At 68.7% G+C, this 24142-nt stretch carries 21 protein-coding genes; 5 read left to right on the top strand and 16 right to left on the bottom strand.

What is annotated here, in order from left to right; translation table 11 throughout:
• From AB0I34_RS38520 to AB0I34_RS38500, 5 genes are read right to left on the bottom strand one after another with little or no spacing between them, the layout of a single operon-like run.
• The gene (locus tag AB0I34_RS38520; RefSeq protein ID WP_360455598.1) at window positions 1-2055 is read right to left on the bottom strand and encodes an alpha-amylase family protein; all 2055 of its coding nucleotides are present in this window, start codon (window positions 2053-2055) and stop codon (window positions 1-3) included.
• Window positions 2052-3515: a hypothetical protein gene (locus tag AB0I34_RS38515; protein WP_360455595.1), complete on the bottom strand. Its 1464-nt coding sequence runs from the start codon at window positions 3513-3515 to the stop codon at window positions 2052-2054. Before AB0I34_RS38515 ends, AB0I34_RS38520 begins: the two co-directional genes overlap by 4 nt.
• Window positions 3512-4327, bottom strand: a complete 816-nt coding sequence (locus AB0I34_RS38510; RefSeq protein ID WP_360455592.1) for a carbohydrate ABC transporter permease — start codon at window positions 4325-4327, stop codon at window positions 3512-3514. The genes AB0I34_RS38515 and AB0I34_RS38510 overlap by 4 nt, the downstream gene beginning before the upstream one ends.
• Window positions 4324-5271: a sugar ABC transporter permease gene (locus tag AB0I34_RS38505; protein WP_360455588.1), complete on the bottom strand. Its 948-nt coding sequence runs from the start codon at window positions 5269-5271 to the stop codon at window positions 4324-4326. Before AB0I34_RS38505 ends, AB0I34_RS38510 begins: the two co-directional genes overlap by 4 nt.
• Before the next feature lie 5 nt (window positions 5272-5276).
• Window positions 5277-6581 (bottom strand): sugar ABC transporter substrate-binding protein, encoded by a 1305-nt coding sequence (locus tag AB0I34_RS38500; RefSeq protein WP_360455585.1) that lies wholly within the window; start codon window positions 6579-6581, stop codon window positions 5277-5279.
• A 135-nt stretch (window positions 6582-6716) separates the two neighbouring features.
• Between AB0I34_RS38500 and AB0I34_RS38495 the strand changes: the two genes are divergently transcribed.
• Window positions 6717-7730, top strand: a complete 1014-nt coding sequence (locus AB0I34_RS38495) for a LacI family DNA-binding transcriptional regulator (protein ID WP_360455582.1) — start codon at window positions 6717-6719, stop codon at window positions 7728-7730.
• Here AB0I34_RS38495 and AB0I34_RS38490 read toward each other — a convergent pair.
• Window positions 7723-8580 (bottom strand): LLM class F420-dependent oxidoreductase, encoded by an 858-nt coding sequence (locus tag AB0I34_RS38490; RefSeq protein ID WP_360455579.1) that lies wholly within the window; start codon window positions 8578-8580, stop codon window positions 7723-7725. The two genes, AB0I34_RS38495 and AB0I34_RS38490, sit on opposite strands and share 8 nt — an antisense overlap.
• Window positions 8577-9140: a TetR/AcrR family transcriptional regulator gene (locus AB0I34_RS38485; protein ID WP_360455576.1), complete on the bottom strand. Its 564-nt coding sequence runs from the start codon at window positions 9138-9140 to the stop codon at window positions 8577-8579. The genes AB0I34_RS38490 and AB0I34_RS38485 overlap by 4 nt, the downstream gene beginning before the upstream one ends.
• A 325-nt stretch (window positions 9141-9465) precedes the next feature.
• Here AB0I34_RS38485 and AB0I34_RS38480 point away from each other — a divergent pair, with 325 nt between their 5' ends.
• Together AB0I34_RS38480 and AB0I34_RS38475 are read left to right on the top strand one after the other, a co-directional pair.
• Window positions 9466-10527, top strand: a complete 1062-nt coding sequence (locus AB0I34_RS38480) for a glycosyltransferase (protein ID WP_360455573.1) — start codon at window positions 9466-9468, stop codon at window positions 10525-10527.
• Window positions 10511-11677: a hypothetical protein gene (locus AB0I34_RS38475; protein WP_360455639.1), complete on the top strand. Its 1167-nt coding sequence runs from the start codon at window positions 10511-10513 to the stop codon at window positions 11675-11677. The genes AB0I34_RS38480 and AB0I34_RS38475 overlap by 17 nt, the downstream gene beginning before the upstream one ends.
• On the opposite strand, the gene AB0I34_RS38470 is transcribed toward AB0I34_RS38475, so the two are convergent.
• Window positions 11648-12217 carry a TIGR03086 family metal-binding protein gene (locus AB0I34_RS38470; protein ID WP_360455570.1) on the bottom strand — a complete coding sequence of 190 codons (570 nt, stop codon included), beginning with the start codon at window positions 12215-12217 and terminating at the stop codon, window positions 11648-11650. The two genes, AB0I34_RS38475 and AB0I34_RS38470, sit on opposite strands and share 30 nt — an antisense overlap.
• A 75-nt stretch (window positions 12218-12292) precedes the next feature.
• Here AB0I34_RS38470 and AB0I34_RS38465 point away from each other — a divergent pair, with 75 nt between their 5' ends.
• Window positions 12293-13246 (top strand): aldo/keto reductase, encoded by a 954-nt coding sequence (locus AB0I34_RS38465; protein WP_360455567.1) that lies wholly within the window; start codon window positions 12293-12295, stop codon window positions 13244-13246.
• Complete coding sequence (locus AB0I34_RS38460) at window positions 13243-13587, top strand: YciI family protein (RefSeq protein ID WP_131361628.1); 345 nt, start codon at window positions 13243-13245, stop codon at window positions 13585-13587. Before AB0I34_RS38465 ends, AB0I34_RS38460 begins: the two co-directional genes overlap by 4 nt.
• On the opposite strand, the gene AB0I34_RS38455 is transcribed toward AB0I34_RS38460, so the two are convergent.
• From AB0I34_RS38455 to AB0I34_RS38420, 8 genes are all read right to left on the bottom strand, one after another.
• Window positions 13576-14013 (bottom strand): GNAT family N-acetyltransferase, encoded by a 438-nt coding sequence (locus AB0I34_RS38455; protein ID WP_360455564.1) that lies wholly within the window; start codon window positions 14011-14013, stop codon window positions 13576-13578. The two genes, AB0I34_RS38460 and AB0I34_RS38455, sit on opposite strands and share 12 nt — an antisense overlap.
• 41 nt (window positions 14014-14054) lie before the next feature.
• Complete coding sequence (locus AB0I34_RS38450; RefSeq protein WP_360455561.1) at window positions 14055-14351, bottom strand: antibiotic biosynthesis monooxygenase; 297 nt, start codon at window positions 14349-14351, stop codon at window positions 14055-14057.
• 12 nt (window positions 14352-14363) lie between these two features.
• Entirely contained in the window at window positions 14364-15512 is a 1149-nt protein-coding gene (locus tag AB0I34_RS38445) for a VWA domain-containing protein (RefSeq protein WP_360455558.1), read from the bottom strand.
• Entirely contained in the window at window positions 15509-17689 is a 2181-nt protein-coding gene (locus AB0I34_RS38440) for a DUF5682 family protein (protein WP_360455555.1), read from the bottom strand. The genes AB0I34_RS38445 and AB0I34_RS38440 overlap by 4 nt, the downstream gene beginning before the upstream one ends.
• On the bottom strand, window positions 17686-18768 hold the full coding sequence (locus AB0I34_RS38435) for an AAA family ATPase (RefSeq protein ID WP_360455552.1): 1083 nt from the start codon (window positions 18766-18768) through the stop codon (window positions 17686-17688). The genes AB0I34_RS38440 and AB0I34_RS38435 overlap by 4 nt, the downstream gene beginning before the upstream one ends.
• A complete protein-coding gene (locus AB0I34_RS38430; RefSeq protein ID WP_360455549.1) occupies window positions 18765-20168 on the bottom strand; it encodes a DUF5691 domain-containing protein in 1404 nt (467 codons plus the stop codon). Before AB0I34_RS38430 ends, AB0I34_RS38435 begins: the two co-directional genes overlap by 4 nt.
• Entirely contained in the window at window positions 20165-21463 is a 1299-nt protein-coding gene (locus tag AB0I34_RS38425; RefSeq protein WP_360455546.1) for an SWIM zinc finger family protein, read from the bottom strand. Before AB0I34_RS38425 ends, AB0I34_RS38430 begins: the two co-directional genes overlap by 4 nt.
• A gap of 166 nt (window positions 21464-21629) precedes the next feature.
• Window positions 21630-23873, bottom strand: coding sequence for an MFS transporter (locus tag AB0I34_RS38420; protein ID WP_360455544.1), 2244 nt, complete (start codon window positions 23871-23873; stop codon window positions 21630-21632).
• Window positions 23874-24142: the final 269 nt, after the last annotated feature.

Raw genomic sequence — 24142 nt, 5'->3', positions numbered from 1 at the left:
TCACTTCCTCTCAGTCACAACCACGACCTCGTGATCGGCGATCCTCGCCACCTCGACCGTAATCCAGCCGTCCTCGGTCTTCACCTCCGCCTCCCCGCCCGCGACCAGGAAGCGGGCGTGGTCGCCGGTCCCCCGGATCCGGACGGTGAACGGCCCGGCCGGTGTCAGCTCCTCCAGCCGCCCACGCCACGCGCCGCCCTGATCCAGATTGACCAGGTGCAGCACGAGCGCATCGTCCTGCCGGTAGACCTGGCAGTCGAGTACGCCGGCTCCCTCCACCTGCAGCGGGATGTCGTCCCGGGCGGCCCACCGGACCAGGTTCGCCAGCAACCGACCGTGATCCGGGTGGTGGTACTGCGCGTACATCCGGTCGAGATCCGCCGCCAGGTACGCCGTCTGCTCGCCGAGCACCACCACGGGTACGTCGGTCCGCGACTCCGACATCCACGACTTCTCCGGCGGATAGATCGGGAACGGCGGCACGTACGTCACCGCCGCTCCGGACGCCGCGACCACCTCCAACTGCCCGCCGAACGGCAGTACGTCGGTGTCGTCGAAGCCGTCCGCGATCACTCGGTCCTCGATCCGCAGGTACGTGTGCGCGGCGTACGTCTCCCAGTCGACCTTGCCGGCCTCGAGCGTCTTGCCCTGGTGATGGACGCCGAGCAGGTCGGCCAGCGCGAAGTCGTCGCGCCGATCGCCCCACTCGTCGTACAGGCTCGACTCACCGGTGACCACGAGCCGCCCGCCACCATCGACGTACTCGCGCAGCGCCACGCACTGCTCGTCGGTCAGCACCCCGACATTCGGTACGACGATCACCGCGAACCGCTGGTCGACCTCGTGCACCGGCAGGTACGGGATGCGCGCCCGGACCAGTGCGTCGACCCAGCCGCGGTACGGCAACCAGCTGGTGGTCTCCGGATCGGCCTTGCCGTGGAAGTCCACGCTCCGCTGACTCCACAGCAGCCCGACCGTGGCGACCGGCTTGCGGTTCACCAGGTATCGATCGTTCTCCTCGTGCCAGCCGAACAGCGGCTCGGCGGTCGCGTACTGCCGCCGGTCCTCGTGCACCGAACCGATGTGGTGCCACCACGGCTGGATGCCACCGGCGAATCCCTCGACCGCCCACATCCGCGCCTCCGGCGCGGGCTTGCTCCCGAGCCGGAACGTCGGCGTGCCCGCGTCGTACATGGCGGTGCTCTCCGGGATCAGCGTGTCCCAGCCGAGCAGGCCGTGCAGCCGCTTGCCGCTGTCGGAGTTGGCCTGGAAGCCGGACTCGTCGTGCCGCCATTGCGAGTCGAGCATGAAGATCGAGGCGCGCTTGCAGATCTCCACGTCGTCCCGCAGCCGCTTGCTCTGGGCAACGACCTCGCCACCGTTCATGCCGATCCACAGGCAGTCCGGACCGCCGGCCCGGCGGGTCACCTCGTTGTTCAGGTCCCACACCGCCAGCCGCCGGTCGTAACTCCACCGGATCCACTGCCGGTACACAGGGTCGGCCCAGTCCACGCCGGTGGGGAGGTCCTGGCCGAAGCTGTCCCGGCAGTTCGGGCAGTAGCAGATCGTGTCCCGGCCGAGACCGCTCCAGCTGTTGTCGGTGATCCCGTCCGGCGCGGTCCGTTCGATGATCTCCTCGAGGATCCCGGTGAGGAACTCCCGGTAGTACGGGCCGGTGACGCAGGCGACGTACAGCTTCCCGGCCCGGTGGGGGTTGCCGTCGGCATCGACCGCGAACCAGTCCGGATGGGCGTCGTACAAGGGCTGGTGGGCCCGGTTGGAGTCCATCCGGGCCAGCACGGTCAGCCCGTCCTGCTTGGCCAGCTCGACGATCTCGCCGTACAGGTCGCGATCGCCGAGGAACTCGGCCCGGTGCTGCAGCTCGAACTTGCTCGGGTAGTACGCGACGATCCCGCCCGCGTTGACGATCACGCCCTGCACCCGGGTACGACGCCAGTGCTCGCGCCACCAGTCGGCGTCGTACCGGGCCGGGTCCTTCTCGGTCAGGTTGGTCTGCGCCCAGCGCAACGTGCGCTGGTACCAGGGCACCGTCACTTGAGACTCCGGATCGCGTCGCCGGCGCCCGACACGTTCTCCAGCAGCATCTCGGAGTACTTGCGACTCAGTACGACGCCCTCCGCGCCTCCCTCGAACGCGGCCAGGGTCGCGTCCCGCACGGACTCGCGGGTGCACGCGGTCAGCTCACCCTCGTTGTCGTCCCAGTTGATCTTGGTGCCGACGTCACGCGGCTTCTCCAGCCCGCGCTGCTTGGCGACGCCGACCGGGATGTCGATGTCGATGCCCGGGTAGATCTTGCTCTGGCCACCGACTCCGGCGACGGCCCGCTCGGTCTCGCGCCGTACGTAGTCCGCGGTGAAGCCCGTCTGCGGCAGCTTCTCGTACGCACCCTCGTCGAGCTGCAGCAGCTTCATCATCAACGGATAGACGTCCTCGGGCTCGGCGTCGGCGAACAGCGAGCCACAGATGCTCTTCACCCAGGTGAAGAACCGCGGGCCCGCGCAGTTGTTGTAGATGACGACCTTGATGAAGTCGGAGAACTTCGCCATCTCGGTGTAGTCCTGGTCGGCCCGGTAGAACGGGCTGAACGAGATGTTGTGGTAGACGTGCCAGCCGACCTGCACCTCTGGCGAGATCGCCTTGGCGACGCCGTAGATGTCGCGGTACAACTGCCGCTGGCTCTCGGTCCACAGGTTCTGCCAGGACAGCACTTCGGGGAAGTTCAGCAGGATCCGCCAGAACGTGACGAACGCGCCGTCGACCGGACGCTCGCCGGCACCGACGCGCTGGTTCCACTCGACCAGCTCGCGGTAGCCGCGCATCGCGCGGTCGACATCGATCCCGCGGTCGCGGGCGATCTGCTGGCAGTGCCGGCAGAAGCAGCCGATCTCGGCCACCTCGACGGTCCCCTGCATCAGCATGTTCAGCGGGCCGGGCCGCTCCGAGCACCAGGCCAGACCGTCGAGCTCGTAGCTCTGCACGTAGTCCTCGACGAACCCGAGGTGCCAGTTGCGGTAGTCCGGGTTGTTGAAGCACGGCCGGCGGCCCGGACGGCCCCACGCGTCCACCTCGAGCACCTTGGCGAAGTTCGGGTAGGTCCGCAGCTCGCGGGCGCCACCGCTCTCCTCCATCCAGGCGAACGACTTGATCCCGCGCTCACGGGCCTTCGGGATGACCTCGCCGAGCAGGTCGAGCTCGGGATGCTCGGGCGCCCGGCCGACCGAGCCGAGCGCGGTGTTGGCGTAGTACTGCGGATGCGGCGTCGCGTAGTTGCCGCCGACCCAGCCGAGGTCGTACTCGGAGACGCCGTGGTCGGGAATCGGGTGCCCGGGGATCTGGCGCCCGCCGGTGCCCCGGGTCCAGGTCGGTGTGGCCAGGAACAGCGCGTTGACCGCGCCCCGGTCGGCCAGGATGTCCAGTGTCTGGTCGACGCCTTCGTCGACGAACGAAACCGCTCCGATCTGCATGGCAACGAGCCGCTCCGGCACGGTGCTCACCCCTTCATTCCTGTCATCGTGATGCCCTGGATGAAATAGCGCTGCGCAAAGAGGAAGACGACGATGACGGGGACCACCGAGACGGTCGCCCCGCACATCAGCAGACTGATCTGGGTGAAGTACTCGCCCTGGAACTGGGCCAGCGCCACCGGCAGCGTCTGCAGGTTCTCGGAATTGATGTAGATCAGCGGACCGAACAGGTCGTTCCACGACTCGAGGAAGGTGAACACCCCGATCGCGGCCAGCGCCGGCTTGGTCTGCGGCAGCATGATCCGCCAGTAGATGCCGAACGTGGACGCCCCGTCGATCTTGCCCGCGTCCTCGAGTTCCTGCGGGATGGTCAGGAAGGACTGCCGCATCAGGAACGTCGCGAACACCGGTGTGAGCACCTTCGGCACCCACAGCGGGTACTGCGTGTCCACCCAGCCGATCTGGCGGAACACGATGTACTGCGGGATCAGGTAGGCGATGCCCGGGATGATCGAGGTGGCCAGCAGCACCATGAACGCCGCGTCCCGGCCGGCGAACCGCAACCGCGCGAACGCGTAGCCCGCCATCGACGCGACGATCAGGATGCCGACCACGTTCAGCCCGGCCAGTTTGACGCTGTTCCAGAGGAACACCGGGATCAGCTCGAAGACCTGCCGGTAGTTGTCCCACTGCGCGTCGGTGGGCAGGAACTGCGGCGGCACCGACAGCACCTTCGCCTCCGGCCGCAGCGACGCGCTGATCATCCAGACCAGCGGCGCCAGGAAGACCACCGCGAACAGCGACATCACGACGTACTGCGAGGTCTTGCTCACCAGTCTCATGAGTAGAACACCCACCTCTTCTGGAACTTCCACTGCAGGAACGTGACGGCCGCGATCACCGCGAAGAGGATCCACGCCATCGCCGAGGCGTAGCCGACCTTCCCGAAGCCGAACGCGTTCTGGTAGATGTTGAAGATGTAGACGCTGGTGGCGTGGCCGGGCCCGCCCTTGGTCATCACGTAGATCAGGCCGAACACCTGGAACGACGTGATGAACTGCGTGATCAGCAGGAACAGGAAGTGCGGCGTCAGCAGCGGCAGCGTGATGAACCGCAACCGCTGGAACGCTCCGGCGCCGTCGATCTTCGCGGATTCGAAGTACTCCGCCGGCAGACCCTGCAGCCCCGCGAGCAGGATGATCATCGGGTACCCGATGCCTTGCCAGACACTGACCATGATCACGGCCGGCATCGCCCAGGTGGAGCTCGACAACCACTGCGGCCCGGGGATGCCGATCTGGTCGAGCAGCCCGTTCACCACGCCGTTGTCCGGCTGGAAGAACCAGAACCAGACGAACCCGATCGCCACTACGTTCGTCACGTACGGCGCGAAGTACGCCGTCCGGAAGAACGCGACGCCGCGGATCGGCCGGGCACACAGCAGTGCCAGCACCAGGCCGATCCCGATCGTGAGCGGAATGCTCGCCAGCGTGAAGTAGATCGTGTTCTTGAACGTCTGGATGAACAGCGGGTCGTTGCCGAACAGCTCGGTGAAGTTGCGGAACCCGACGAACTTCGGCGCCGAGATGCCGTTCCAGTCGGTCAGCGAGGCCCCGATCGAGACCAGGATCGGGAAGAACTGGAAGGCCACCACTCCGACCACGATCGGACTGATGAACAACCACCCGACCAGGTTCGCCTTCCGGCGGGCCCGGCGGATCTCGGGCTGATGATTCGGTATCGGGGCCGCGGCCACCGGGGTCCTTGTTGGTGTTGTCGTTGCCATCGACATCAACCCTTCAAGGCGTTCTCCACCTGTGGTTTGATCTGACTCAGCACGTCGCCGACCGGCTTCTCACAGTTGTAGGCCTGATCCAGCGCGGGCCGGTACAGTTCGCGGGCGCCGAGCGTGTTCTTGGTCTGGTTGGTCGCGGTCAGGTGCTTGGCCGCCTCGGCGAACAGCCCGATGTGCGCGGGCATCTTCCCGTTCGGCGCCAACTGGGCCGCGGCCTTGTTGTTGATCGGCGTGAAGGCGCCGCCCTGCAGCAAGGTCTTCCCGCCTTCCTCACTGGCCAGGTACTTGAGCAGCTCCCACGCCTGGTCCGGGTTCTTCGCCTTCTTCGGAATGCAGAACACGATCACACTGGACTCGGTCTTCTGCTCGACATCGGCCGGCGGAGCCGCGACATCCCAGGTGAAGTCCTTGACCGTGGTCCGCAGGTACGGCACGGTGCCGAAGGTCGCGAACATCATCGCGAGCTTGCCCTGCGCGAACATCTGCGTCTCCGCGTTGTCCTGCTGCAGTGCGGACCACGGCGGCTGGACCTTGTCCTTGCAGGTCAGATCCGTTGCCCACTGCAACGCTTCGACCTCCTTGGCGTCCGGCAGGGTGAACTTCGTCCCGTCGGGGGAGAAGATGCCGGTCTGGCTGCCATGGTTGACCGTGAACGTCTGCTCGTAGCCGGTGTCCAGATAGACCAGAGCGCCGTACTGCTTCTTGGCCGGGTCGGTGAGTTTCTTCGCCCGGTCGGCGAAATCGGCCCAGGTCCAGCCGTCCGGCGACCAGGTCGTCGGCGGCAGCGGTACGCCGGCCTGCTTGAAGAGATCGGCGTTGTAGAAGATCAGCCGGGGTTCGTAGCCGAGCACCCAGGCGGTGTGCGAACCGTCCGGCTGCTTCGGGAACTCATACGTCTCCTTGGCGAACGCCGACGTGTCGAGTTTGTCCTTCTCGATGTACGGGTTGAGGTCCAGCAGCGCTCCCTGGGTGGAGAAGCCGCGGACGAAGTCGTCGTTGATCCGCATCACGTCCGGCGGGCTGCCACCCGCGATCAGCGTGCGCATCTTGGTGTCGTACTCCGTGGTCACCGCGGGCTGGATGGTGACCTTCGTCCCCGACTCCTTCTCGAAGGCCTGAATGGCCTGCTCGAGCGGATTGCCCTTGACCTGCTCCCAGTTCAGGAAGGTCAGGCCGTTCTTGCCTCCACCACCACCTGCGTTGCCGTTGCCACCGCAGCCGGCGAGTACCCCACCGGCAGCGAGTCCCGTCAGTCCGGCGAGAAACCTGCGGCGGCTCAGGTTGGAGAGTTGTGTCTGCACCGGAATCTCCCATCCACGAGGGATGAATACGTATACAATTGAATACGTATACACAGTGCTGAACCAGAGGTCAACGGCGAGTGGCGACACTCTTGAGTAGGGTTCAGCATTTGGACTACGAGGGGAGGCGGAGTCATGGCGCGACCACCGACGAGCAGGGATCTGGCCCGGCTGGCGGGGGTGTCCCAGGCGACGGTTTCACGGGTGCTGACCAACAATCCGAAGGTCAACCCGGAGACCAGGGCCCGGGTGCTGCAGGTGCTGAAGGACGCGAACTACACGCCGAACGCGTTGGCCCGCGCGATGAAGACCGGGCGGACCGACACGATCGGCGTCTTCATGACCCGGGTGACCAGCCCGTTCCATGCCGAGCTGCTGGACGAGATCGGCCGGGTGCTCAGCTCGGTCGGGCTGCACATGATCTTGTGGAACATCGAGCACGACCCCGAGGAGACGATCGCCGACGTCCTGCACCAGCGCCTGGTCGACGGCTTCCTGCTCACGTCGGCGACGTACGACTCGAAGCTGCACACGATGGCACTCGCCTCGGGGACACCGACCGTGCTGCTGCATCGCGGCATCGACGGCCTCGACTGTGATCAAGTGGTCGGCGACAACTGGCAGGGCGCGTACGACGCCGGCCGGTACCTGGTCGAGGCCGGCCACACCGACATCGGTCTGGTCACCCTGACCCACACCGGGAACACTTCGCGGGATCGCGACCTCGGCTTCCGCGCCGCGCTCACCGACGGGGGAGTCAAGATCAAGCCCAGCAACGTCGTCTCGGTCGGGGTTCCGCATGCGGACGGTCACGCGGCCGCGCGACAACTGCTGTCGAAGCGGAGACCGCCGACCGCGATCTACACCGTCACCGACCTGCTCGCGTTCGGCATCCTGGACGGTGCGCGAGCGATCGGCGCCAAGGTGCCCGACGACGTCTGGCTGATCGGCTTCGACAACACCGAACTCGCCGCCTGGGAGTCGTTCGATCTGACCTCGGTCGAGCAGCCGGTGCATGCGATCGTCCAGACCGGCATCGACCTGCTCCGCGGCCGGATCGCCGACCCGGACCGGCCGACCGAGATCGTCAGCCTGCCGTGCCCACTGGTGATCCGCGGCTCGACCGCGAACACTCCCTGGGCTAGCTGAGTCTCGGCAGGACGTCGCGCAGGACCTCGGCGTGGTCCTCGGGCTTCGACAGGCCCATGTTCATCGTGTTGACGGTCAGGTGGGTCGCACCGAGCTCGCGCCAACTGTCGACGTACGCCCGCCAGTCCTGCTCGGGCACGTTGCCGAGCGTGAGCCTGGCCTCGAAGCCGATCTGCGCGGGATCGCGACCTGCCTGGACAGCCGCTGCCCGGATCGTCTCCAACTGCGCCCGCGCTGTGTCGTCAGGCGGGCCTTGCGGCATCCACCCGTCACCGATCCGCCCGGTACGACGCAGTACGGCGTCCGCACCGCCGCCGAACCAGACCGGGATCTGCCGGCGCGGCAGCGGGTTGAGCCCCGCTTCCACGATCTGGTGGAACTTCCCGTCGTAGGAGATGACCGGCTCCGACCACAGCTTGCGCAGTACGTCGACCTGCTCCTCGAGCAGAGCGCCGCGCTGCTTGAACGGCACACCGAGGGCTTGGTACTCGACCTGGTTCCAGCCGATGCCGACGCCGAGCCGCAACCGGCCGCCGCTCAGGACGTCCACCTCGGCCGCCTGCTTCGCGGCCAGCGCGGTCTGGCGCTGCGGGAGCACCAGGACGCCGACGACGAGTTCGAGCTCGGTGGTGATCGCCGCGAAGTACCCGAACAGCACGAAAACCTCATGGAACAAGGACTTGTCGGTGTAGCCGGTCCAGCCCGGCCTGTTCGCCGGATCCGCGCCGAGCACATGGTCGTAGGCGAGCACGTGGCTGTACCCGGCCCGCTCCACCGTCGTCGCCCAGTCGCGCACCACCGTCGGGTCCGCACCGATCTCGAGCTGAGGGAACACCGCACCGAACTTCACTTCGTACCCTCCGGCAACAGGTTGATCAAACCCTTCACCGCCAGCTCGAACGGCTCCACGGAACCCGCCGCCCGGGCCAGCACATAACCACCCTGCAGGACGGCGGCGATGGTAGCCGCCGTCTGCTCGGGGTCCAGTGAGCCAGGGTACTCGCCGTTGCGCATGCCCTCAGCAACAATCTCGGCGAGCCGGGCGCGCAGCCAGGTGAAGGTCTCGTCGATCGGTGCGCGCAGCTCAGGGTCGGCCATCACGTCCGGGTCCGAGGTCAACCGCCCGATCCGGCACCCCCGCAGTACCTCCCGGTCCCGCTCCAGGTACCCGCTGATCCGTTCGGTCGCCGTACCGCTGCCGCTGAACTGGTCCTCGGCGGCTTCCCGCAGCTCAGCCCCCGACCGCTCGATCGCCGCGCGCGCCAGCTGAGCCTTCCCGGTGAAGTGGTGATACATACTCCCCTGCCCCGCATCGGCCGCCCGCTGAATCGCCTTGGGACTGGTCCCCACATACCCCCGCTCCCACAACAGCTCCTGAGTACTGCGAATCAACCGCTCCACCGTCTCCACCCCAAAACTGTACCTCCAGGTACAGCTGGTCGACGCAGCCAGGGCTAGGCCATGCGTACACACCGTAGTGGCGACACGGTCATTCGTTTGACGGATTCTGTGGGTGGTGGAGCGCGCGACGAGTAGAACAGGGCCGCGGTGGTCGCGCCGATGACACTCTCCGTGACACCCGCCGCGGGTGCCGCCGGAGGCGGCCGATGGCACTGCCGCCGCGCAGCGGTGCCCTTTGTGGCTCCTTCACCCGCTGAGCTGAGTGAGGCTGGGGGGTACTTCACACGCCGACTGGATGGTGGTGGGTTGGTGGGGACCGATAGTCTCAGGCGCCATGACCACCAGCGTCGCCATTGCGGTAATCACCTTCAGGCGACCTGCTCTGTTGCACGCCCTGCTGACCAGCCTGCAGGCCCAGGAACTTCCGGAGGAATCCGACTACAGGATCCGGATCGTGGTGGTCGACAACGACGCCGACGGGTCGGCGGCTCGGGTGCTCGAGGAGTTCGGCGAGGGGACGCCGTACCCGATCGAGTCGGTGGTGGAGCCAGAGCCGGGGATCCCGTTCGCGCGGGAGCGGTCGGTGGAGCTGTGCTGGAACGACGACGCGCTGATCTTCGTGGACGACGACGAGGTCGCGCCGCCCGGGTGGCTGGCGTCGCTCCTGCGCGCCTGGGAGGCCACTGGCGCCGACGTGGTCACCGGTCCGGTCAAGGGCAACCTTCCGGACGGCGCACCGGTGTGGAACAACTACAGCGACGTCCACGACTCGACGGGCCGGCACGCGACCGGTGTGGAACTGCGCAAGGCGTACACGAACAACACGCTGGTCAGCCGGCGGGTCTACCACAGGGTGACGCCCGGCTTCCATCCCGCGTTCCGCTACACCGGCTCCAGCGACCTGCACTTCTTCCTCCGGGTGCACCGGGCAGGCTTCCGCATCGTCTGGTGCGAGGAGGCGGTGATCTCCGAGGAGGTGCCCGTCGGCCGGACCACTCTGAGCTGGCTGGTACGCCGTGCGTTCCGGTCCGGCAGCGGCGACACGATCAGCCGGTTGCTGATCCGCCCGGGTGCGATCAGCTATCTGCTCGTTCTGGCCTATGCTTCGGCCCGGGTGATCTCGGCGATCGGGTTCGCCCTTACCGGGCTCCTGCTCGGCCGGAGGACGCACCTGCTGAAGGCGGTCCGCCGGTTCTTCTCAGGGGTCGGCAGTCTCGCGGGCATAGTGGGGATCAACCATGACGAGTACCGGGAACGGCACGGCGCCGGGCGTGGGCCCGACGGTGGCGGGCCTGTGCCGGGCGATCTGGCAGGTGGAGCGGGATCTGAGTCTGCTCGAGTGGCGGATCAAGAGCGCGCACCCGTGGCCGATCATCCGGATGCGTGTCTTCCATGAGCTGACCCGCCGCAGCGGCATTCACGGAGCACCGCATCCGGTACGGCGCTCGTCGTACGACAAGGCAAGCCTGGTCGGCAGGCACGTCACCGGACTGGTCACGCGCAGCCCGTTCGTCGGGCATTACGACTCGCTCGTCGTCCCGCACCCGCGGAAACCGAACGGTGTCGAGATCTACACCGACGAGCTCCGAGCCGCGCTCGGCCCGTCGGCGCTGATCCTCGACTCCGGCATCAACGGGACACCCCTGCCCGGCAGCCGGAACCTCGACTTCTTCACCTCCGCGGCGGGAGCGCTGCACGAGCGATCCGCCGACGACCGCGGAGTCAGCGAAGCGCTCCGCGACCTGACCGGGATCTCAGTTCCGATCGGCGCTCTCGTGGCCCGGGAGGTGCCCAAACATCTGCGACTGCGGGCCCTCTACCGCGCCCTGCTGCGGCGGCACCGGATCAAGACCGTGTACGTCGTGGTCGCCTACTTCCACCAGCACATCGTCGGCGCCGCGCGGGATCTCGGAATCCGGGTGGTCGAGCTGCAGCACGGGGCGATCAGCCCGTTCCACCTCGGCTACAGCTACCCCGGCCGGCCGGTGGTCGCCGATCAGCCGGACGAGCTCTGGTGCTTCGGGTCGTACTGGACCACCGTCGCCGACCTCCCGGCCGGCATGACGACGGAGATCGTCGGGACGTCGTACCTGCCGCGTGCGACGGAGAAGAATCCGCACCGGGTCGTGTTCCTGTCGCAGGGCACGGTCGGTGCCGAGCTGCTGCATGTGGCCGAGTCCGTCGCGAAGGAGCATCCGGAGCTGGAGGTGCTGTTCCGGCCGCACCCCAGTGAGCACGCGTCGGACTACACCGTTCCGGCCGGCGTGCAGTTGTCGACCGGCGGGAGCACCTTGGACCTGCTGGCCTCCGCGACGTACCAGGTCGGCGTGTCGACGACGGCGCTGTTCGAGGGTATGGCGCTCGGCTGCCGGACTGCCGTGGCGGACCTGCCGGGGCACGAGTATCTCGAGCCGGCTGTCGCGCAAGGACACGCACTGCTCATGTCGCACCCCAGACAGCTCCTCAGCGCGCCGCTGTGCGCCACACCAGAGGTCTACTACGCCCCGAGCGACCTGCTACGGCTGACGGCCGATCAGACCCAGTAGACGGTCCTGGAGCGGCGCGTCAACAGAGACCTCGACCTCCGGACCGAACACCTCGATCCCCTCCCCGAAGGCGCCGGGCGTACGGAACTGCTGCATCACCTCGGCCGGGATGGCCGCCGTACTGGCCCAGATCCGCTCCACATCGACGGGATCCATCGTCTCGTCCTGACCGGTGGCCCGGGCCAGGTCCCAGCCGTGCAGGACCAGGTCGTCGGAGACCACCTCGTCGACGTGCCGCTCCGCGGTCATCCGTCCGCTCGGGGTGTCGGTCTCGGTCAGCGCGAGCACCGGGTCCTCCAGGACGTCCTCGACCGCCGCCCGCGCCTCCTGGAACGCCGTCAACGGGTCGTCGGACGCCTCGAGCTTGCGGGCGACCGGTAGCAGCATCACCCCGTGCATCGTGACGATGTGGTCGACCACGTCCTTGGCCGTCCAGAGCTCGCACGGCGACGGGTTGTCCCACTGTTCCGGCCGTACCGCCGCGACCTTCCGCTCGAACGCCTCGGCGCGCCGCCGGTACCGCTCCGCGATCTCACCCATCTCCGCATGGTGCCGTGCGGACCGGCCGGGGGGAAGACCCGGTTTCTGTCGGCGGCAACTCCTAGGGTCGTCGGCATGCGGAGTGTGGAGCTGGGGCGGACAGGGTTGACGGTGAGCAGGCTGGGACTGGGACTGGCCTCCATCGGCGGGATGTTCGCCGCGGTTCCGGAGTCGCAGGCGATCGCGACCATCGACTGTGCCTGGAAGCTCGGTGTCCGGCTCTTCGACACCGCACCTGTGTACGGCTACGGCGTCTCGGAGCAGCGGGCCGGGCTCGCGCTGCGCGGGCGGCCGCGGGACGACTTCGTGCTCTGCAGCAAGGTGGGCCGGCTGATCGAGCCCGGCGGGCCGGACATCCAGCCGATCTGGGCGGACCCGCCGCCGGGCCTCGGTCCCCGGCTGGACTATTCGTACGGCGCGGTGATGCGGTCGTTCGAGGCGAGTCTGAAGCGGATGGGCATCGACCGGATCGACGTCCTGCACATCCACGACCCCGACCTCGACTACCTGACCGCGTCGACCGAGGCGCTGCGGGCGTTGGCCGAGCTGCGCGGGCGCGGCACGATCCGCGCGATCTCGCTCGGTGTGAACCACGCGGACGTCGCGGCCCGGTTCCTCAGCGAGACGGGCGCGGACGGACCCGATTGCATCCTGCTCGCGGGCCGGTACACGCTGCTCGACCAGTCCGGGGCCGACGAGCTACTACCGCTCTGCGAGAAGTACGGCGTGAGTGTGCTCGCGGCCGGCGTGTTCCAGGGCGGCGTACTGGCTGACACCGCGGACGGCGCACCACACGGGTACGCCCGAGTGCCACCTGCGTTGCTGGAGCGGATCGCCCGACTCCGTGAGCTGTGCCGGGAGTACGACGTACCGTTGCTGGCCGCTGCGGTCCAGTTCCCACTCACGCATCCCGCCGTACCGGCGGTCGTGGTCGGGGCGCGGAGCCCGCGGGAGATCACCGAGGTCGCCGGGTGGATGGACCATGAGATCCCGCCGGCGTTCTGGACGGCACTAAGGTCTGCCGTATGAGGTACATGCTGCTTCACAAGACCAACGACAACCTCGAGGCCGGGAACCCGCCGGACCCGGAGATGCTGGCCCGGGCGGACGCGGTTCTCGAGGAGATGCGCCAGGCCGGCGTACTGCTCGTCGCCGAGGGGCTGATGCCGAGCGCCCGCGGCGCCCGGGTGACGTTCCCCCGCCCCGGCGAGCCGCGCGTCATGGACGGACCGTTCACCGAGACCAAGGAGCTCGTCGCCGGGGTCTCGATCATCCGCGTCGACTCCAAGCAGGAGGCCGTCCAGTGGGCTCTCCGCTTCGCCGAGGCCGACCCGAACACCCCGATCGACATCCTCGAACTAGCCGGCTAGCTTCATGTGCAGGATCGGGTACGGCTTGTTCGTCGTGTCGTGCTCGCTCCGGGACACCGTTCGGAAGCCGTGATGCTCGTAGAACCCGACGGCCTGCGGGTTCTGCTCGTTCACGTCGACCGCGGTAGCGGCGAACTCGCGGAAGGCATGCGCGAGCAGCAGACTCCCACCGCCCTGCCCTCGGTACGCCGGGTCCAGGAACAGCATCTCGACGTTCCCTTCGGCGACGCCGATGAAGCCGATCAGCAACCCCTCGTCGGCGCGGAGACCCGCCAGCTGGGGCATCTCCCCGAACGACGCCCGTACCAACGGCCGGAACACGTCCAGATCCGCCTCGGTGACGAAGTCATGCGTCGCCCGCACCGACGCCTCCCACAACTCCGCCGCCCGTGTGTACTCGTGCGGCGGGATCTCCGTGATCTCCATGCCGCCCACGGTCGCACCCGCTCCGCCCACTGTCAGGCGGATTACGGCTCGTCGACGGCGAGCGTGCCCTCCTCGGCCGTGACCAGCGAGTCGATCGCGGCGAAGAACCGGGCGATGCCGGGAAGGTTCCCGCCCTTGTCCCGCGACGCGGCGAAGTCCTCCGGGCTCGCCCACTCGACGATGTCGAGCCACTCGTTGTCCGGGAGTTGCACGAGGCGAGCGCCGAGGAACCCCGCGCGATCGGACGTGAAGTCCGTCAGCATGTCGGCGCGGGCCGCGAGCAGTTCCGCGGTCTTCTCGGGCAGCACCCGGAAGCGGGTCAGCTCGACTGTCGTCATAAAGCGTTCCTTTCAGGACAGGTTGGTGGCGGCCCACGTGGTGATGTCTTCGTGGCGGATGGCTGCGGCCATCAGGTCGGGGAAGCGGTCCGGGGTGCAGGCGAAGGTCGGGATGCCGAGGGCCGTCAGCGCGGCCGCGTTCTCCGGGTCGTAGGACGGCGTACCGGAGTCGGCCAACGCCAGCAGGGCGATCACCTGGACACCGGACTCGGTCAGGGTGCGGGCGCGACGGAGCATCTCCTCGCGGACGCCGCCCTCGTACAGGTCCGAGATCAGCACCAGTACGGTCTCGGCCGGTTTGGTGACCAGCTCCTCGCAGTAGGCGAGCGCGCGGTTGATGTCCGTCCCGCCGCCGAGCTGAGTCCCGAACAGTACGTCGACCGGATCCTCGAGCTGATCGGTCAGGTCGACCACCGCTGTGTCGAAGACGACCAGGCTGGTCCGCAGCGTGCGGATCGACCCGAGCACCGCGCCGAACAGCGACGCGTACACCACCGACTCCGCCATCGAGCCCGACTGGTCGATCGCAAGCACGATGTCGCGTTGGACGCTGTGGTTGCGTCTCGCGTACCCGACCAACCGGTCCGGCACGATCGTGCCGAGCGCGGGCGAGAAGTGCTTGAGGTTCGCGCGGATGGTCCGGTCCCAGTCGATGTCCGAATGCCGCGGCCGGCCGGTCCGTCCGGCCCGATCCAGGGCACCGGTGACCGCGGCCCGGGTGCGCTCGGCCAGGCGCGCCTCCAACTCGGCGACCACCCGGCCGACGACCTCACGCGCGGTCTGCTTGGTCTCCTCCGGCATCACCTCGTTGAGCGCCAGTAACGTGCTGACCAGGTGCACGTCCGGCTCGACCGCGCCGAGCAGTTCGGGCTCCATCAACATCCGGGTGATGCCGAGCCGCTCGACCGCGTCCCGCTGCATGACCTGTACGACGGTGCTCGGGAAGTACTGCCGGATGTCCCCCAGCCACCGCGCGACCCGCGGCGCCGACGAACCGAGCCCGGCCGACCGCCCGGGCCCCTGCTCTCCGGGCTCCGCGTCGTACAGCGCGGCGAGCGCCGCATCGACGGACCGGTCCTGCGTGGACAGCGTCGTACCCGTCTCGGGCTCGGCGTCACTGCCCAGCACGAGCCGCCAGCGACGCATTCTCTCGTCGCTCATGAGACCCCCAGCAACTGCGCGACGACGGGCAGCACGGACGTGGCCAGCTCGGTGTCCAGATCATTGTCGTCAGCAACAATCAGCGCGGCCGGGTCGGCCAGGGCACGCGCCCGCGTCCCGATCGACCGCCGCTCCGGCGACGCGAAGGTCCCGAAGGTACGGCGAAGCAGTGGCAGCACCTCGACGAACGCGTCGTCCGGGATCGCGCCCAGCCACGCATCCACCAACGCCAGCAACCGTTCGTCGTGCACCAGCAGTAGACCGCCACCCGCCAGGAATCCCTCGACGTACCCGGCCGCACCGGCGGTCGGCGTACCCGGGGACAGCGCCCGCCCCAGCCGCAACGCGACCTCTTGATCCGCCAGCCGCGACGTGTCCAGCATCAGCCGAGTCAGCCGCCCACGGATCAGCGGCGGCACCGAGGTCCGGTCGCTCAACCCCTCCAGAGTGTTCAGCCACTCCGACCGCACATCCTCGGCCAGCAAGGCGGTTGCGTCCTGAACACCGTCGATCAACTCCTGCACGGCAGCAGCCGCATCGGGATCAAGACCATGGACGGTCCGCCCGAGCCCGGCACAGATCCGGGACACCATCCGCCCCGCGACAGAGGCCAACCCGGCCGTGTCGGTCCCGCGGACGTCGCCGTACCGCGAAGAACGTGCCAGCGCGGGCAGCGCGGCCATCAGGTGACCGACATCGGCGTCGGCCGCCGCGCGAGTGTCGACTCCGCGCAGCAACTCGGGAAGCGCGTCCTCGAGGTCGGCCAGCAGAGACTTCTCCAAGGCCGCGGTGACATCGGCCAGCGTCGACGCATCGCCGGCCACGCGCAGCATCACGGTGGTCGCGGCACCGATCACCGTCGTACCGTGCGCACCCGCTGCGACCAACTCGACCTCGAGACCGGGATCCCAGGTCAGCCGCCACATCTCGCGGAACGTGCCCTGCGCGCGCCGCTCATCGGTCGCCGGAACGCCCCAATGCACGCCGAGAATCCGCAAGCGGTGCAGCAGTCGCGACTTGTCCAGATCGTTCGGCTTCCGCAGGTCGAGCTCGATCACCCGTTCGGTCGCGTCCCGCTTCATCCGCAACCGCCGCGCCTGCGCGGCAAGGTCCGCCGCCACCGGCGCCTGCGGCGTCTCCCCCGGCACCGAACCCAACAGCTCACCGACCACCGCTTCCCGGGTGACCAGATCGAGCAGTACGTCGTTCCCACCACACAGGACTGCCCGCGTCGCCTCGGTGACCTCGCTCAACCCGGCCAGCGGACGTCCGCGCAAGGCCGCCAAGGTGTCAGCGAGCCGGACAGCCTCGATCACGTGGGCGCTGGAGACAGGGAGGTCCTCGTCCCGCAGTACGCGAGCGACCTTCGACAGCCAGCGGGTGGTGATCTGGTCAGGCGCGGTGAACAGATGGTGGTACCAACCGGGTGAGGTGATGCCCGCGCCGTATCCGCTCGCCGCCGCCAACCGGCCATGCGTCCATGGCACCCAGGTGCACGCGACCTTCCGCTTCGGTAGACCCTTCAGGATCCGCTGGTCGTGCGTTGCCGGAGGCAATGGAATCTCGAGCGCGGGCACATGCCAGGCGCCGCAGACGACGGCGATCCGTTCATGCCCCTCGCGCAGGGCCTTGCGCAGCACGGTCCGCATGTACGCCTCGCGCTGTGCCTCGCGGCCGGTCGCCTCCTCGCCGTGCCGCAACTCGCGCATCGCGTCCGCGATCACCGTGAACGGCTCGGCCCCCTCGCGCCGAGACTCGATCACGTCGTCCCACCAGCGCTCGGGATCGTCGTACCCACCCGCGTTCGCCAACGTGGCCAGCGGATCGATCGACATCGCCCGCCGCCCCTCACCACCGGACGACGCGAACTGCTGCGCGGCGGGCAGGTCGCAGAACCGCACCGGCACACCGGCCCCCAGCGCGTACTTGATCGCCTGCCACTCGGGACTGAACACCGCGAACGGCCAGAACGCCGCCCGGGTCGAGTCGTCGACCGCATACGCCAGCAGTGCGACCGGCGGCTCCATCTCCTCCGATGCGGCCAGCTCCACCACCTTGTCGGCCTCCGGCGGTCCCTCGATCAGCACCACATCCGGCTGGATCTCGCCGAGAGCGGTGGCCGCCGCCCGCGCCGATCCCGGCCCGTGATGCCGAATCCCGAGCAGGTGAACGGTCATCCGTTGATCTCTCGGCAGGCTCGGTAGAACGGGGCCCAGTCATCCCGCTCTCGCACGACGGTCTCGAGGTACTCCGACCAGACCACGCGGTCGGCCGACGGGTCCTTGATGACGGCCCCGAGGATGCCGCCGGCCACGTCGGTCGGACGCAGTACGCCGTCCCCGAAGTGTGCCGCCAGCGCAAGACCACCGGTGACGACGCTGATCGCCTCCGCAGTGGACAGCGTGGCCGACGGGGACTTGACCGCGGTCCGGCCGTCCTCGGTCCGGCCCGACCGCAGCTCGCGGAAGATCGTCACCACCCGGCGGATCTCCTCCAGCGCGTCGTCCGGCTGCGGCAACTCCAGCGCCGAACCGAGTTGGGCGACCCGGCGGGAGACGATGTCCACCTCGTCCTCGGCGGAGTCCGGCAGCGGGAGTACGACGGTGTTGAAGCGGCGCCGCAACGCGCTGGACAGTTCGTTGACGCCCTTGTCCCGATCGTTGGCGGTGGCGATCACGTTGAAACCCTTGCGGGCCTGGACTTCCGTGCCCAGCTCGGACACCGGCAGCGTCTTCTCGGACAGGATCGTGATCAGCGCGTCCTGGACGTCGGACGGCATCCGGGTCAGCTCCTCGATCCGGGCGATCTTCGCCTCGGTCATCGCCCGCTGCACCGGACTGGGCACCAGCGCCGCCTCACTGGGGCCCTGGGCAATCAACTGCGCGTAGTTCCAGCCGTAGCGGATCGACTCCTCCGCCGTACCCGCCGTCCCCTGCACGAGCAGGGTCGAGTCTCCGCTGATGGCCGCGGCGAGGTGCTCGCTGACCCACGTCTTCGCCGTCCCCGGTACGCCGAGCAGCAGCAGCGCACGGTCCGTGGCGAGCGTGGCCACCGCGACCTCGATCAGCCGGCGCGGACCGACGTACTTCGGTGAGATCTCCGTGTCACCCGCGCGTCCGCCGAGCAGGTAGGTGACCACCGCCGCCGGCGACAGCCGCCAGGCCGGCGGGCGGGCGCGATCGTCCGCGGCTGCCAGTGCGACGAGCTCGTCGGCGTACTCCTCTTCCGCGTGCGGCCGCAGTACTTCAGTGGTCATGCCAGCTCCTCGTACATCTCACGTCGGAAGATCAGGGTCTCGACCAGCCGTCGGCGCCAGGTGTCTTCCTCGCCGGTCGGCTCCCGGGTGATCGGATGATTCAGTACGTCGGGCGGCGCGGCGCGGGCCGTGATGCTCGCCAACCGGGCCCACGCCCGCGCGGTGCCCACCTTGGCCAGTTGGTCCAGGATCATGGTCGCGAGCGACGACGGCCACGGCACCGGCAGCCCGCCCACCAGTTCGGCGACATCCACGGTGGTGCGGAGCGCCTCCACGGCCCGCGCCCACTCATCCGGCGGCAGCAGCCGCAGCAGCTCCGCCGGACTCCGGCTGCCGGTCGATGCCTCGGACCGCAACAAGCTCCGGGCCCATTCGGCCGAACCCTCCCGGATCGCGGCTTCCGTCCAGGCAGCCTGCAGCACCTCAGGTGAACAGCCCTCCACCGGCGTCTGCAGCCAGCTGAGATCCATGACGGACAAGGGGGTGTTGGCAACGATCTGCAGGAACCACCACGCGCGCTTGCCGACCCCCTCGGGGTTCTCCGAGGTGATCCCGTCGCGCTCCATCGAGGCGCTCAGCCGCCGTGGCAGGTCGACCGCGATCACACCCTGGCTGACGGTCAGGTGTGACCACATCCGCTCGGCCATGCGTTCGCCGTACTTCGAGCCCGGAACTCGCGCGAGGAGACGGGCCGCCACCCGACGTACCTCCCTGGACCGGTCGTCGAGCGCGGCCTCGAGGAAGTCCTCGTCCTGCTCGGACAATCCATCCGCGAGCAGACCGAGGAAGTCAGCGCGAGTCGAGGCGGACTCGGTCGGCCAGACCTCGCTCAGCGCCTCCCGTGCCGCGTGCGGATCGTGCTGCCGCTGGCCGCGCAGCCAGCTACGGCGCTGAATCGCGTTGCCATGCGTCCACAGCTCCGGATCGTTGCTCTCGACAACCGCTGCGTGCAGGAAGCGCCACTCCGGATTCAGATCCGCCAGCCACGCGGCCCGCCGACCTGCGGCGGCGATCACGAGCGGCCGGTACTCCGCTCTGTTGCGGGCATAGTCGGCCAACGCCGGAAGGTGCTCCGGCGGCACGCCCCAACCACGAGCGTCGGCGGCACGCAGCCACTCGCCGAGCGCGGTCGTCTGGAATCCACCAAGCATCGCGGCCAGCCGCCGGATCGCGACCGGCCGGGGCAACGGCCGATCCTCACCGGAGGCCACAGGCAACGGTTCGAGCTCCTGCAGAGGCTTGCGACCGGCGCGCTTGTAGACGGTCGCGAGCGCGGCCGCGTCGAGCAGTCCACCGTCGCCCAGCCGTTCCTGGATGTGCTCCGGCAACTCCTCGAAGTGCACCGGCCGCCGGTCCGTACCGAGCAACGCCGAGCTGACCAGCCCGTCCCAACCCTTCACAGGATCACCGGCCGATCGCCGTGCCAGCAGGTCATCGGCCGGAAGCCCGCGCGGTTCCATTCGCCGGCGACGGTGACCGGATCGCCGGCCGACACCGCCAGCAGCTTCCACGGATCCACGCCGGGCAAGATCTCCAGTCCGTCCCCCGCGTCGTCCACCAGCGCCCATCCCTCGCCGTACTGGGCTGGACGCACGTCCTGCAGGACCAGCGGCCAGCGTTCGTTCCACGGGTCGGCAGCGACGGACTCGACGTACGACGCCAGGGCCTGGCGGGCCGTGAATCCCGTCGGCTTCGGTGCGGGCAGGCGTGGCGCGGTCTGGGTGAGCAGGGCGCGCATCGGGAGGGCACCGGGGTAGAAGGACAGGGTGCCGGGGACATATTCACCCGGTCGCGCCGGCAGCGGGTCGAGCGGGCGACCAGCGGCGGCGAACGTCAGGATCAGACCGAGTCGTCCAGTCGTTGCCCCACGCAACCAGACGCGGCGGACCGTGAGCCGGTCGTCGGGCTCGACCACGCGGCCGAGCACGAGCCAGTCGTCCACGACCTTCTCTCCTTCGGCCAGCACGCGGGCGGTCTCGACGGTCCAGCCGATCCGCGACTGCACGGTGTCGGCCAGTGACGGCGGGAGGTCGGCGAGGCGGCCGTGGGCCGAGACGACCAGGTGGATGAGAGACAGCTCCTCGAGCAGCTCACCCGGCCAGCCGTGACCACGGCCGACGACCCCGGCGGCTCGCCGTACCGCTCCTGCGACTCCTGGCGCCTGCGCGTCCACCATCCGCGCGGCGAGTCTGCTCAGCTCGGTGTACGCACGCTGGTCGAATCCGCCCAGCCCCTGCCGGACCTGGTCATCCAGCCAACTCGACAGCTCGGCCATGCCGGCCGACACCCGGTCGGCCCGCCTCGATGCACGTTGTTGCGCAGCCAGGGGGTCGGCCACCTCACCCGGCTTTCGCTCCGGCCGCTCGGCCCTGGCCGCTCGCTGATCCACCCACGAGCTCACCCACTCCGGCTCGTCACCGCCCTGGACCGCCCCGGTCGCCCACAGCAACAGCAACCCGAGCGCATGCTTGCACGGAAACTTCCGGCTAGGGCACGAGCACTTGTACGCCGGGCCACTCGGATCAACCGTGGTCTGGTACGGCGCCTTGCCGCTCCCCTGGCACAGTCCCCACACAGCACGGTCGGACGCCCCGGTCCCGGACCACTTCTCCGGCCGAGCCTGCGACTGCCCAGCCTTCGCGGACGCAGAATCAGGCGCCAGTCCCAGCACCTGCTCCACGTCCCACGGCCCCACGGCACTCCTCGCTCCCAGGCTTCTCCCGGAAGCATGCCATCCGCACCCGACATCAACCGGGGGTGGTGTGCACTAAGGACAGGAGGTAGTCGGCCCAGCAAGCCGCGGCGCCGCCTGAGCTGCACCCACATCGCCGGCTGGAAGCCACTACCTCCTGTCGTTACGTTCACCCAAACGCCTGGCGCTCCCGGACATCCTCACTGGGGTAGCCGTTGCCGGTCGACCCAGGGGTTGGCGGGGGTGGTGGGGTGTAGGAGAGGCCGTCACGGACGGTGCCGAGGAGGCGTTGTTCGACGGCTTCCAGCTCGGCGATCCGGGCCCGGACCTCGTGCTCCTCCGCTCGGGCCTCGGCCAGGAGCTGGTCGGCTTCGGTCTTGGCGGTTTCGCGGAGGTGATCGGCGGTGCGCTGGCTCGCGCTGAGGACGCTCAGTTCGTAGCGCCGCAGTTCGTCGACCAACTCTCCCGCCGGTCGCTGGGAGTCGAGAATGGCAGCAGCCGGTTGGGGAACCGCGTCGGGGAGGGCGTCCTCCAGGGCAGCGATCTGCTGGTCGACCCGGGTGAAGAGATCGGCGACGTCGGTCCGCATCTGACGGATCACCGTGGAAGCGGCCTGGACGCGTTCGTTGGCCTCGCGCTCACGTTCGCGAGCGGTCCGCTCGGCCGAGGTGATCACGTCGAGCGCCACCACAGCCGCCCGCTCCGCCGGATCCTCCGGCACCTCAGCAGTCATGCCGGCAGGCTCGCCGCCCTCGTCGGTCATCCCGACCGTCCGCCGCAGCGGCACCTCGCGGATGAACAGCACGGCGAGCAGACTGACGACCGCCGAGCACGCCGCGATCACGAAGATCTTCCCGGTCGCATCGCCGTAGGCGTGCCGCACGATCTCGGCGACGGGCGCCGGCAGGGAGTTGACGTCGAGCACACTCCCGCCGCCCCCACTCTGCGCTGCCGCGGCCGCCTCAGGCCCGAGGGCGCGCAGGTTCTCGGCGATCAGATCGGTGACCCGGGTCGCCAGCACCGCACCGAGCACCGAGACACCGACAGCACCACCGAGGCTGCGGAAGAACGTGACGGTGGCACTCGACGCACCGACCTGGCTGACGTCGACGGTGTTCTGTACGGCGAGCACCAGGTTCTGCATCATCATGCCCATGCCGATGCCCATCGACAGCATGCCGCACCCGACGTACCAGTACGGCGACGTGTGGTCGATCGTCCCGAGCACCGCGAGCCCCGCGGTGAGGAACAACCCACCCATCACGAGGTACCGCTTCCACCTGCCGAACCGGGTGATCAGCTGCCCGGACCCGACCGATCCGAGGAACGAGCCGAACATCATCGGGATCGTCAGCAACCCGGCCTCGGTCGGGCTGTAGCCGCGGGCGATCTGGAAGTACTGCCCGAGGAACACCGCGCTGCCGAACATCGCGATGCCGACCGCGAGGCTGGCCAGGATCGCCAGCGCGGTGGTGCGTTCGCGGACCACCTGCACCGGGACGAGCGGCTCGCGCGCGTGGGTCTCGACGATCACGGCCAGAATGGCGAGCAGCGCCGTACCGCCCAGGTAGGCGCCGGTCTGCCAGGACCACCACGGGAAGTGCTCGCCCGCGAACGACACCCAGATCAGCGGCAGGCTGGCCGCGCCCGCGATCAGGATCGCGCCGAAGTAGTCCAGCTTCACCTTGCGCTTGACCAGTGGCAGGTGCAGGTACCGCTGCAGGACGATCAACGAAACTACGGCGAGCGGCACGCAGACGTAGAAGCACCAGCGCCAGCCGAGCCACGAGGTGTCGACGATGACACCACCGACCAACGGCCCGGACACGGTGGCGACCGCCATCACGGCACCCATGTAGCCGGAGTACCGGCCGCGGCTGCGCGGCGGGATCGCGGCACCGACGATCGCCTGCGCGAGCGCCATCAGGCCGCCCATCGCCAGCCCCTGCAGGACCCGTGCACCGATCAGGAACGGGACGTTGTGCGCGGCGCCGGCCAGCGCGGAGCCGGCCACGAACATGATGATCGCGAGCTGGATGAGCAGCTTCTTGCTCATCAGGTCGGACAGCTTGCCCCAGACCGGCGTCGACACAGTCATCGCGAGCAGGCTGGCGGTGACGACCCAGGTGTACTGCGTCTGCGTGCCGTGCAGGTCCGCGATGATCGTCGGCAGTGCGTTGCTGACGATGGTCGAGCTGAGCACCGCGGTGAACAGCGCCGCGAGCAGACCGGCCAGGATCTCGAGGATCTCGCGGTGTGTCAGCCCCGGATCCATGGTGGCGGCGGCCGGTGGTGGGCTGGACGGCGCCGGGCGGTCCTCGGCGTACATCGAGCGGTAGCGGGCTGGGGGTTGCTCGGGGGCGGCGGGATGGGCCGTCGCCGAGTCGATGGCCTCGGTCCGGGTGGCAGACATCGGGTTCCGTTCGTACGCGGGGTCGCTTCGGGGCCGGGGCAGCGGCTCAGCGCTGCTCCGGGGCGGAAACGGCCGGCACGTGTCCCGGCGTACCTGCGCACGTCGGGACACCGGGTCCTCACCCAGGCCTGGTTATGGTTGCAAGAACCAACGATAAGCCCGCTCCGTCAGCGACCGGTCACCGGGCGCCACCATCCGCACGGGTCTTTTCCTGAGACGACCACTCCTCAGGAGAGGGGTCTCCGCATACGATCCGAGCTGTTGAGAGA

It is taken from the genome of Kribbella sp. NPDC050281, assembly GCF_040655855.1.
In the GTDB taxonomy this organism is placed as follows: domain Bacteria; phylum Actinomycetota; class Actinomycetes; order Propionibacteriales; family Kribbellaceae; genus Kribbella.
This window is presented reverse-complemented; position numbering and strand designations above follow the sequence as displayed.